This window comes from Tardiphaga sp. vice154 (assembly GCF_007018645.1).
Taxonomy (GTDB): Bacteria; Pseudomonadota; Alphaproteobacteria; order Rhizobiales; family Xanthobacteraceae; genus Tardiphaga.
Genome location: NZ_CP041399.1, coordinates 5,245,545 through 5,257,332 on the forward strand (window position 1 = coordinate 5,245,545; position 11,788 = coordinate 5,257,332).

At 65.4% G+C, this 11,788-nt stretch carries 7 protein-coding genes; 4 read left to right on the forward strand and 3 right to left on the reverse strand.

The window, feature by feature from the left end; genetic code table 11:
* Positions 1-211 precede the first annotated feature (211 nt).
* The 3 genes from FIU28_RS24645 (at position 212) to FIU28_RS24655 (ending at position 4,680) form a co-directional block, all read left to right on the forward strand.
* Positions 212-3,001, forward strand: a complete 2,790-nt coding sequence (locus tag FIU28_RS24645) for a [protein-PII] uridylyltransferase (protein WP_143575712.1) — start codon at positions 212-214, stop codon at positions 2,999-3,001.
* A gap of 296 nt (positions 3,002-3,297) precedes the next feature.
* A complete protein-coding gene (locus tag FIU28_RS24650; protein ID WP_143575713.1) occupies positions 3,298-3,903 on the forward strand; it encodes a TetR/AcrR family transcriptional regulator in 606 nt (201 codons plus the stop codon).
* Positions 3,904-3,990: 87 nt separating this feature from the next.
* Complete coding sequence (locus tag FIU28_RS24655; protein ID WP_143575714.1) at positions 3,991-4,680, forward strand: type 1 glutamine amidotransferase domain-containing protein; 690 nt, start codon at positions 3,991-3,993, stop codon at positions 4,678-4,680.
* A 175-nt stretch (positions 4,681-4,855) separates the two neighbouring features.
* Here the strand turns inward: FIU28_RS24655 and FIU28_RS24660 are convergent, their stop codons facing one another.
* Both FIU28_RS24660 and FIU28_RS24665 read right to left on the reverse strand, forming a co-directional pair.
* The gene (locus FIU28_RS24660; RefSeq protein ID WP_143575715.1) at positions 4,856-7,594 is read right to left on the reverse strand and encodes an ATP-binding protein; all 2,739 of its coding nucleotides are present in this window, start codon (positions 7,592-7,594) and stop codon (positions 4,856-4,858) included.
* Positions 7,595-7,870: 276 nt separating this feature from the next.
* Positions 7,871-10,597, reverse strand: coding sequence for an ATP-binding protein (locus tag FIU28_RS24665; RefSeq protein WP_143575716.1), 2,727 nt, complete (start codon positions 10,595-10,597; stop codon positions 7,871-7,873).
* A 204-nt stretch (positions 10,598-10,801) separates the two neighbouring features.
* Here FIU28_RS24665 and FIU28_RS24670 point away from each other — a divergent pair, with 204 nt between their 5' ends.
* Positions 10,802-11,164 carry a DUF1304 domain-containing protein gene (locus tag FIU28_RS24670; protein WP_143575717.1) on the forward strand — a complete coding sequence of 121 codons (363 nt, stop codon included), beginning with the start codon at positions 10,802-10,804 and terminating at the stop codon, positions 11,162-11,164.
* A gap of 201 nt (positions 11,165-11,365) precedes the next feature.
* On the opposite strand, the gene FIU28_RS24675 is transcribed toward FIU28_RS24670, so the two are convergent.
* Positions 11,366-11,680, reverse strand: a complete 315-nt coding sequence (locus FIU28_RS24675) for a protein YbgS (protein WP_143575718.1) — start codon at positions 11,678-11,680, stop codon at positions 11,366-11,368.
* Positions 11,681-11,788 lie beyond the last annotated feature (108 nt).

The window sequence follows — 11,788 nt, forward strand, 5'->3', positions numbered from 1 at the left end:
CCCACCCCACCCCGACGCGCGCTTCGCGCGCATCGACCCTCCCCCTCCAGGGGAGGGTAAGCGCGGCCGCTATCTACACCTTGCGGTTCAACTCCGATACCTCGCCGAAATCCGAACAACACCAGTTCGTTAAGTGAATTGACCGGGATCGGACGACGATATGTCACATTGCCCGTGACAGCGCCCGCGCCGTCCGATATCCCGGCTAGTCATGGAAACTGCAATCGCCACGCGCCCATCGGCCGACCCCCGTTTCGACACGTTGCGCATCACCGCCGCGATCGACGCGCTGGCCGCCGAGCATCGCGGCCGCCACGATTTGTTTCGCGCCGCCGTCGCCAAGCTTTTGAAGGCTGAGTTGCTGGCCGCGCGGCAGGCTGCCGAGACCATTTTGTTGAAGGACCGCCACGGCCGGCGCTGCGCCGAGACTTTGTGCTACGTGCAGGACCAGATCATCCGCATGCTGTTCGCCTCGGCGACCAAACATCTCTATCCCTCGACCAATCATTCCACCGCCGAGCGCATGGCGGTGGTCTCCACCGGCGGCTATGGCCGCGGGCTGATGGCGCCGGAGAGCGACATCGATCTGCTGTTCATCCTGCCGTACAAGCAGACCGCCTGGGGCGAACAGGTCGCCGAAGTGATCCTGTATTGCCTGTGGGACATGGGGCTCAAGGTCGGCCACGCCACCCGCTCGGTCGACGAGTCGATCCGCCAGTCGCGCGCCGACATGACGATCCGCACCGGCATCCTGGAGGCGCGCTTCCTCACCGGCGACCAGGCTTTGTTCGACGAGCTGATGACCCGCTTCGACGCCGAGGTGGTGCAGGGCACCGCGACCGAATTCGTCGCGGCCAAGCTCGCCGAGCGCGAGGAGCGCCACCGCCGCGGCGGCCAGTCGCGCTATCTGGTCGAGCCCAACGTCAAGGACGGCAAGGGCGGGCTGCGCGACATGCACACCCTGTTCTGGATCGCGAAATACGTCTACCGCGTCCGCGATACCAAGGAACTGCTGGCGCGCGGCGTGTTCGACGCACATGAATACCGCGTCTTCAAGCGCTGCGAGGACTTTCTCTGGACGGTGCGCTGCAACATCCACTTCGTCACCAATCGCCCGGAAGAGCGATTGTCGTTCGACCTGCAGCGCGATATCGCGGTCCGGCTCGGCTACACCTCGCATCCCGGCATGCAGGACGTCGAGCGCTTCATGAAGCACTACTTCCTGATCGCCAAGCAGGTCGGCGACCTCACCGCGATCCTGTGCGCCAAGCTGGAAGACCAGCAGACCAAGCCGGTGCCGGCTTTGAGCCGGATGATGGCCAAGCTGCGGCCCGATTTGCAACGCCGCCGCGTGCCGGGCTCGGATGCCTTCATCATCGACAACAACCGCATCAACCTTGCCGCGCCCGACGTGTTCAAGGAAGACCCGGTCAACCTGATCCGGCTTTTTCGCCTCGCACAGAAGAACAACCTCGCCTTCCATCCCGACGCGATGCGCGCCGCGACCCGCTCGCTGCGGCTGATCAATGCCGAGATGCGCGAGGATCCCGAAGCCAACGCGCTGTTCATGGAGATCCTGACCTCGGACAATGCCGAGACCGTGCTGCGGCGAATGAACGAGGCCGGCGTGCTCGGCCATTTCATCCGCTCGTTCGGCCGCATCGTTTCGATGATGCAGTTCAACATGTACCACCACTACACGGTGGACGAGCACCTGCTGCGCTGCGTCGGAATCCTGCAGGAGATCGAGCGCGGCGGCAATGACGAGTTCGTGGTCGCCTCCGACCTGATGCGCAAGATCCAGCCCGAGCACCGCGCGGTGATCTACATCACGGTGTTGCTGCACGACGTCGCCAAGGGCCAGCCGGAAGATCACTCGATCGCCGGCGCCAAGGTAGCACGACGGCTGTGCCCGCGGCTCGGCTTCAACGCCGCCGACACCGAACTGGTGGCGTGGCTGATCGAGGAACATTTGACCATGTCCACAGTAGCGCAGTCGCGCGACCTGTCGGACTCAAAGACGATAGAGAACTTCGCCGCCGTGGTGCAGTCGGTGGAGCAAATGAAGCTGCTGACCATCCTCACCACCGCCGACATCCGCGGCGTCGGTCCCGGCGTCTGGAACGGCTGGAAGGCGCAATTGCTGCGCACGCTGTATTACGAGACCGAGCCGGTGCTGACCGGCGGCTTCTCCGAGGTCAACCGCGCCCAGCGCATCGCGGTGGCGCAGGCGGAATTCCGCCGCGTCTTCACCGAATGGCCGGAGCAGGAGCTCAACGCCTATATCTCCAGGCATTATCCGGCGTACTGGCTCAAGGTCGAACTGGGCCGCAAGATCCGCCACGCCCGCTTCCTGCGGGCCTCCGAGGAGGCCGGCCATAAGCTCGCGATCAATGTCGGCTTCGACGAGGCCCGCGCCGTTACCGAACTCACCATTCTGGCGGTCGACCATCCCTGGCTGCTGTCGATCATCGCCGGCGCCTGTGCCGCGGCCGGCGCCAACATCGTCGATGCACAGATCTACACCACGACGGATGGCCGCGCGCTCGATACCATCGCGATCTCCCGGGAATACGACCGCGACGACGACGAGGCGCGCCGCGCGACCCGGATCGGCGACATGATCGAGGACGTGCTGGAGGGCAAGTTGCGGCTGCCGGAAACCGTCGCCAAGCGCGCGGCGTCGAAGGGCAAGCTGAAGCCGTTCGTGGTCGAGCCGGAAGTCACGCTGAACAACAACTGGTCGGACCGCTACACCGTGATCGAGGTTTCCGGCCTCGACCGCCCCGGCCTGTTGTACCAGCTCACCACCTCGATCTCGAAGCTCAACCTCAACATCGCCTCGGCCCATGTCGCGACCTTCGGCGAGCGCGCCCGCGACGTGTTCTACGTCACGGATCTTTTGGGCGCGCAGATCAACGCGCCCACGCGGCAGGCCGCGATCAAGCGCGCACTGATCCATCTGTTGGCGCATGGCGACGCCGCGGAGCATTCGGCGTAAGCTCTTGTCATTCCGGGGCGCGAGCGCGCCAGCAGCGAGCGAACCTCAGCCACTCCAATTGGAGTGGCGGGGAATCTCGACATGAGACGATGAACATTTCGGGATTCCGGGTCTGCGCCATCCGGCTTCGCCGTCTGTCACATCCCGGAATGACAGTGTGCCCGCCGCCCCGTCGCCCCGTCGCCGTCCAGCGCCAGCCGTGGCATGCGGGCGAGGTCGGCGCACCGGCAGCCCTTTTCAAAGCCAACCTGCAACAAATACTAGACGACCGGTCTAATACATCCTATACACGCCGCATGAAGCAGTCGATCGGCTATGAACCCGCGGATGTCCGGCAGGGTATCCTTGAAACCGGCCAACGCATCATGGCCGCCAAGGGGTTTTCTGCGGTCGGCCTGAACGAGATCCTGAGCAGCGCCGGCGTGCCTAAGGGGTCATTCTACCATTATTTCGGATCGAAGGAGGCGTTCGGCGAGGCGCTGCTGGAGAGCTATTTCAAGGACTATCTCGCCGAGATCGATGCGACGCTCCAACTGCCCGGCCAGACGATGGCGCAGCGCCTGATGAATTACTTTCAGCAGTGGCGGCAAACCCAGTCGCAGCTCGATTGTCAGGGCAAGTGTCTGGCGGTGAAGCTGGGCGCGGAGGTCGCGGACCTGTCGGAAACGATGCGGGCGGCGCTGAACCGCGGCACGGCAGGGATCATCGACCGGCTCGGACGGGCCATCGAGACGGGCTTGAAGGAAGGTTCGCTGTCGGTCAGGGGCCAGCCCCGTGAGGTGGCGCAAAGCCTGTATCAGTCGTGGCTCGGTGCCAGCGTGATGGCCAAGATCGTGCGCACGACCGACCCGTTCGACGCCGCGCAGAGGACCACCCGCGAGATCCTGCATCTGTCGTCCTGACCGACGGACAACGCAACGCCATCGGGGACAACTGTTCCCGATTGAAAGACGACCGGTCTACTAAAACCTTACCAATGGAGAACTGACATGAAGATTTTGATGGTCCTGACCTCGCATGACGAACTCGGCAGCACCGGCCGCAAGACCGGTTTCTGGCTCGAAGAGCTGGCCGCGCCGTATTATGCGTTCCTCGATGCCGGCGCCGAGATCGTGCTGGCCTCGCCCAAGGGCGGCCAGCCGCCGCTCGATCCGAAGAGCAACGAGCCGGACAGCCAGACCGACCTGACGCGCCGCTTCGAGGCCGATGCCAAGGCCAAGGCCCAGCTCGCCGGCACGCTGCGCCTCGACATCGTCGCGCAGGCCGACTTCGACACCGTGTTCTATCCCGGCGGTCACGGCCCGTTGTGGGATCTTGCCGAAGACAAGAACTCGATCGCCCTGATCGAATCCTTCGTCGCCGCCGGTAAGCCCGTCGCGCTGGTCTGCCACGCGCCGGGCGTGCTTCGTCACGTCAAGACGCCGGACGGCAAGCCATTGGTCGAAGGCAAAAAGGTCACCGGCTTCACCAACACCGAGGAAGCTGCCGTTGGCTTGACCGAGATTGTGCCGTTCCTGGTCGAGGACGAGTTGAAGGCCAAGGGCGGCCTCTACTCCAAGGGAGCGGACTGGGGCTCCTATGTTTTGACCGACGGCCTGCTGATCACCGGCCAGAACCCGGCGTCGTCCGGCCCGGCGGCGAAGGTGCTGCTCGAGCAATTGGCCGGCCGCGCGAAGTAAAACGCAATCCGCCGCGGCACCTGAAAGCCGCGGCGGATCCGGCGGCGTAAGGCGGCAGCTGTCTCTGCAGCCGTAGTCCTGCCGCCACCTATCAGCTGTCGTCGCCGCGAAAGCGGGGAGACAGCTGGAAAGGGTCGCGGGCCGCAGTGACTAAATCGCTTGCTGGGTCGATCCCCTACGTCGCCGCCGTGCCGTCGCCGTCGAGCGCCAGCCGCAGCATGCGCGCGAGGTCGGCGCGGCGATACGGCTTGGTCAAAAGCCGGACCCCGGCATCGACCCGGCCATGATGGACGACGGCATCCTCGGTGTAGCCGGAGGTGTACAACACTTTCAGCCCCGGCCGCAGCGCACGGATCTCGTCGGCGAGCTGGCGGCCGTTGATGCCGGCGCCGAGCACGATATCGGTGAACAGCAGGTCGAACGCCAGCCCCTGTTGCACCATTGCCAGCGCTTCCACGGCGTTGGTGGCGGTATGCACCCGGTAGCCGAGGCTGACCAGATTGGTGATGACGTAGCTGCGCACCAGTTCATCGTCCTCGACCACCAGCAGAACCTCCTGACCTCCGGTGATCTCGGGCGCCTGCGTCACCGCCGGTGCCGGGCTGGCCAGTTCGGCGCGCGGCAGGAAGATCTTGATCGTGGTGCCATAACCTTCCTCGCTGTAGATCTTGATATGACCGCCGGACTGCCGGACGAAGCCATAGACCATGCTGAGGCCGAGGCCGGTGCCCTTGCCGATCGGCTTGGTGGTGAAGAACGGATCGAACACACGGTCGAGAATCGCGGCGGGAATTCCCGAGCCGGTGTCGCTCACCGCGATCATCGCGTAGGGGCCGGGCACGACTTCGACGTTCTGCCCGGCATAGGCCTCGTCGAGCATGACATTGCCGGTTTCCAGCGTCAGCCGGCCGCCCGAGGGCATCGCGTCGCGGGCGTTGACCGCCAGATTGAGCAGCGCGCTGGAGAGCTGCGCCGGGTCGGCCAGCACGGGCCAGGGCTCCGCGATCAGCCGGGCTTCGATATCGACCTTCTCGCCGAGTGTCGGCCGCAGCAGCCGCGCGGAGTCGGTGACCATCGCATTGATATCGATCAGGCGCGGTTGCAGCGGCTGCTTGCGGGCAAACGCCAGCAATTGGTGGGTGAGGTCGGCGCCGCGGTCGACCGCGTCGTTCAGCATCTGCGCCACCCGCGCCAGCATCGGCTGGTCCTTGACGCCTTCGCTGATGATCTCGACGCCGCCGGTCAGCACGGTGAGGATGTTGTTGAAGTCGTGCGCCACGCCGCCGGTGAGCTGGCCGACCGCTTCCATCTTCTGCGCCTGCTGCAGCTGGCGCTCGGTTTCCTTGAACCGTGTCAGGTTGCGGTAGACGACGACGGCGCCGTCCATCCTGCCGGACGGGCCGGACAGGATGCCGCCGCTGGCGGTGACATGGATCAGATTTGAGTCGCTGCCACGGCGAAAAACAAACTCGACGTTTTCAAATCGCTCGCCGCGCAGCGCGCGGGCGAGCGGCGCGTCCTCCGCCGCCAACGGCGTGACGCCATCGGTCTGGAAACGTTGATGGCCCTGCTGATAGGCCGAGACGCCGACCGGCAGATTGTGGCCGAACAGCGCCCTGCACACCGCATTGGCGAACACCGTGCGGCCCTGCGCATCCACGATCAGGATGCCATCGGACATGCTCTCGATAGTCTTGTCGAACACCTCGGATTTTTCGCGCAGCGCCGCATTGGCTGCGCAGACATCGCGCGCCATGCGGGCGAAGGCCGCCGAGAGGATGCCGATTTCGCCGTTGCCCGCGTCCGGCAGCTGGATCGGCTCGCCGCGCCCGAAACCTTCCACCGCCGCCGTGATCTGACGCAGCGGCCGCGTCAGGACGCGGGCCATCCAGGTCGCCAGCACGATGGCGACGCCGACCGCGCCCAACGCAATCCACAAATTGGACCGCCGCAGCGCCAACGCCGGCGCCATGATGCTGTCATAGGATGCCGTCTCGATGACGCCGAGCAGCGGACCGCCGGCCACATGCGCCGTTGCGATCGCCGCCGCGACCCGCTTGCCCTGCGCGCCCTCGACCAACGCGGCTCCCCTGCCCTCCGGGCCGATCGCCGCCTCCAGGCCAGGCAACTCGTCCTGCCAGCGGTAGCGCCGTCCGAATTCGAATCCGAAGGCGCGGGACGGGTCGGGATGCAGCAGGAAATCGCCGGCAGTATTGACGACGTAGATCATCGACCGATCGTCCATCGCGGCACGGATACTGTCGAAGGTCGGCCGGACATCGATACTGATCATGAAGATGCCGAACGGGCGGCCTTCGGAATCGTTGATACGCGAGGCGAAGCGCAGCTCCGGGATCTCGGGCAGGTCGGCTTTGCCATCTTCCTGATTGAACTCGATCGGCGACACATAGACCTGATCCACCGGCAGAGCGATGGCGTCGCGGAAATAGCCGCGATCGCCGATGCGGTGCAGTTCGGCTTGGGGCACGACGCGGATCGTGCCGCCCGGACCCAGACGGTCCACCCGGATGATCTCGCGACCTCCGTCGGCGATGCCGATCAGGCGCAACTGCCGCACCTCCGGCTGGAAGCGCAACCGCCCGACATAAATAGCCTCGATCCTTTCCTGCAACTTCGCCGCCGAAATATTCTCGACGGGATCGATGCCGCCGGCCTGCCTGGCCCGCACCAGCCCGTCATGCGAGGGACTGGCACGCAGCGTCAGCACGTCGCCGCGGACGTCGCGCAGCAGGATGTCGAGCACGCCGAGCCGCGCCCGCGCTTGCGTCATCAGCCGGTCGAGGCTGACCGGCAGCACGGCGGATTCGACATTGCGGTAGCCCAGCAGGCCGACCGCCGCCATGCCGAGCACCAGCGCCGTCATTGCAAGGATCAGGCGGGTCGACAGTCTCATCCAAAATTCCGCGTCGCCCGCGCCAGCAGAGGGCGCGGTGTTCGATCAATAGGCCATGTTCGCCTGCACCGGCGATTTAACAAGATGAATTGCACACAGAGTGACCCTCCGCAGCATTTAAGTGTCCAAACGGATCGCCCGCGCAGCAGTCGGTTCCTGGCCTCGCGCGCCAAACGGTGCTGGCTGCGCGCCAGGCCAGGGATGGCCACCCGGGCAGCATTGCACCCGTATCATGAACCGAACGACCGACACGGCTGCAGAGCTGGCCGGGACGACCTACGTCACCGCCATCCCCTCCCCGTCCAGCGCCAGCCGCAGCATCCGGGCCAGATCGGCGCGGCGATAGGGCTTGGTCAGCAGCCGGACCCCGGCTTCGACCCGGCCGTGATGAACGACGGCATCCTCGGTGTAGCCGGAGGTGTACAACACTTTCAGCCCCGGCCGCAGCGCACGGATCTCGTCGGCGAGCTGGCGGCCGTTGATGCCGGCGCCGAGCACGATATCGGTGAACAGCAGGTCGAACGCCAGCCCCTGTTGCACCATTGCCAGCGCTTCCACGGCGTTGGTGGCGGTATGCACCCGGTAGCCGAGGCTGACCAGATTGGTGATGACGTAGCTGCGCACCAGTTCATCGTCCTCGACCACCAGCAGAACCTCCTGACCTCCGGTGATCTCGGGCGCCTGCGTCACCGCCGGTGCCGGGCCGGCCAGCTCGGCGCACGGCAGGAAGATCTTGATCGTGGTGCCATAACCTTCCTCGCTGTAGATCTTGATGTGACCGCCGGACTGCAGGACGAAGCCGTAAACCATGCTGAGGCCGAGGCCGGTGCCCTTGCCGATCGGCTTTGTGGTGAAGAACGGATCGAACACGCGGTCGAGAATCGCGGCAGGCATCCCCGTGCCGGTGTCGCTCACCGCGATCATCGCATAGGGGCCGGGCACGACTTCGGCGTTCTGCTCGGCATAGGCCTCGTCGAGCATGACATTGCCGGTTTCCAGCGTCAGCCGGCCGCCCGAGGGCATCGCGTCGCGGGCGTTGACCGCCAGATTGAGCAGTGCGCTGTAGAGCTGCGCCGGGTCGGCCAGCACGGGCCAGGGCTCCGCGATCAGCCGGGCTTCGATATCGACCTTTTCGCCGAGTGTCGGCCGCAGCAGCCGCGCCGAGTCGGTGACCACCGCATTGATCTCGATCAGGCGCGGCTGCAGCGGCTGCTTGCGGGCGAAGGCCAGCAATTGGTGGGTGAGATCGGCGCCGCGGTCGACCGCGTCGTTCAGCATCTGCGCCACCCGCGCCAGCATCGGCTGGTCCTTGACGCCTTCGCTGATGATCTCGACGCCGCCGGTCAGCACGGTGAGGATGTTGTTGAAGTCGTGCGCCACGCCGCCGGTGAGCTGGCCGACCGCTTCCATCTTCTGCGCCTGGCGAAGCTGGCGTTCGGTCTCGCGAAGTGCGGTGACATTGCGGTACAGGATCACGGCGCCGCCGAACGAGCCGTCGGCATTGAGAATCGGGCGGCCGCTGGCAGCCACCTGGATCAGCGCCTGGTCCGCAAACCGGATCCCGAGCTCGACATTGTCGAAGCTCTCGCCGCGCAGCGCCCGCTCGGCCGGGCTGGTGCCTTCCGGCATCGGCGTCACGCCGTCGCAGAGAAAGCGCTTGTATTTCTGCCGCCAGCGCGTCGAGCCGATGTCCTCGGCCGCGCCGAACAGCGCGACGCAGGTCGGGTTGGCAAAAATCCGCCCGCCCTTCGCGTCAATCACCACCAGCGCATCGGCCATGCTGGCGATGATCTTGTCGAGCAGCTCCGACTTGATCAGCAGCGCCGCCGAGGTCCGCTCGATCTTGCCGACCGCCTGGACGAAGGCGTCGACCAGGATGCCGGTCTCGCCGCTCAACCCGCTCGGCACGGTGAGCTGCCCGGTCCTCGAAAACTCGTCCACCGCCCCGGTGATACGGACCACGGGACCCGCCAGCGAGCGCGACAGGCACATCGCAAGCATCACGGCGCCGATCACCGCGAACAGAGCGACGGTCAACCCGGCGTTCTGCAGCGCGATGGCCGGCGCCATGATCCGGTTGAACGGCTCGGTTTCGATCACGCCGGTTCGCAAACCGCTGGAAAGCGGCGCGACCACCATGGCGGCGGCGACCTGCTGGCCGTCGGCCGCGGTGAACACGGTCGCGGTGCCCTGCTTGTCGCCGAGCGACGCAGCCAGCTTCGGAAAATCATCCTGCCAGCGCCGGTTGGGATCGGCCTGCTCGATCTGCCCGCCTTTGTAGTTCATCAGATACGGGCCGCTGGCATCGACGAAATGGACTTCGGTGTCGCTGCCCAGCGCCTCGCGGATCCGCTCGAAGATCGGACGCAGATCGTATTCGAGCACCAACGCGCCGAACGCTTCGCCGGCCGGCCCGCGTAGCGGCGCGGCCACCGAGATCGACGGGACCGCCGGCCCGTGCACGGTGCGCGGCGGCAGAAAGCTGATCGGCGAGAAATACAGTTCAGTGTCCGGCACCGCGAGCGCGCTGCGCAGCAGGTCGTGGTCGCGCGGCGTGAGTTCGGCGGTGGGGGCGATGCGAAGCACGCCCTCGGCGCCTTCCCGCTCGACCCGGATCAGTTCGCGGCCGCCATGGCTGGCGTCGAGCAGATGATAGGCCGTCAGTCCCAGCTTGGCGCCCATCATGGCCACATAATCGGCCGTCACATGATGCAGCCATTGCTCTTCGCTCAGCCCGTCCTGCGGATCGATGCCGCCATGGCGGCGCGCCCGGATCAGCCCCTGATGCGCCGACAGGCTGCGGGTCGACAGCACCTCGTTGCGGACCACGCGCAGGATCGATTCATAGCCGCTGAGCCGGGCCTTTACGTGCAGCGCCAGTTGCGTCAGCCCGGTCGGGACCACCGTTCGTCCGATATTGTAATAAGCGGTGACGCTGACGGCGCCCACGGCGATCAGCACCAGCGCCGTCATGGCCAACATCAACCTGGTCGAGAGCTTCATGCCGATTCCGCCGGGCGAAGCGCCTGCGGCGCTCCGAATAAGGTACCATGATGGTAGGTTCCATGCTGGCATGCCACGGCGATTCCACAAGGTGAAATACCGTGGCATGGCCGGCCAGGCCGAAATTCGGTATCTGGATACGCAAATGGCGCGCAATCGGCGCCCGGGATCAACTGGCGCCGAGGCGTCGACGGAGGCAGGGCAATGGTCTGGACTGGAAACCTATTGGTGGCGCTGGTGGCGGCGCTGCACGTCTATTTCATGGTGCTGGAGATGTTTCTCTGGACCCGGCCCTATGGCCTGAAGACCTTCGGCAACACGCTGACCAAGGCGCAAGCATCCGCCGTGCTCGCCGCCAATCAGGGTCTGTATAATGGCTTCCTCGCCGCCGGCCTCGTCTGGAGCCTGCTGCACGCCGCGCCGGCCTTCGCCTGGCAGCTGAAAGTCTTCTTCCTGCTGTGCGTGATCACAGCAGGCCTGTACGGCGCCTGGAGCGTCAGCCGCAAGATCCTGTTCGTGCAGGCGCTGCCCGCGGCGATCGCACTCGCCGTGGTCACGCTGGCTTGAGCAGCGCGACCTCTTTTCCTTCTCCCCTTGTGGGAAGGTGGCGCCGACGAAGTCGGCGTCGGATGAGAGGGAGCGACGGAGCGCAACACTACCCCTCACCCGTCCGCGCTGACGCGCGGCCACCCTCTCCCACAAGGGGAGAGGGGAAGAAAACAAAAAGCCGCGCTGTTGCCAGCGCGGCTTTTTCTAGTTCGGCAGAGCTTACTTGCTCATGCTGCCCTTGGACATGCCATCCTTGGCCATGCCGTCCTTGGCCATGCCGTCCTTGGCCATGCCGTCCTTGGCCATGCCGTCCTTATGCATGCCATCCTTCTTCATGCTGTCCTTCTTCATGCCGGTGGTGGTACCCATCTTGCCGCTGTCGGAGCGATCAACGGCGACGCCGGTGCTGGTCGTGCCGGGCTGGTTGATGCCGGCACCGGTCGAGGACGGCTGCGGCGCGTTCGGATTGGCCTGCGCGAAAGCGGCGCCGGTCATCAGGGCGGTGATGGCGGTAGCGAGAATAATCTTCTTCATGGTGACCTCCGGTTGGTTGTTGCTTGCCTCGACAATGATGAACAACGTTATCCGTTCCGATCTTTGCGCTGATAGCAAAACCACCTCCGAAAACTCCAGATGCCGCCA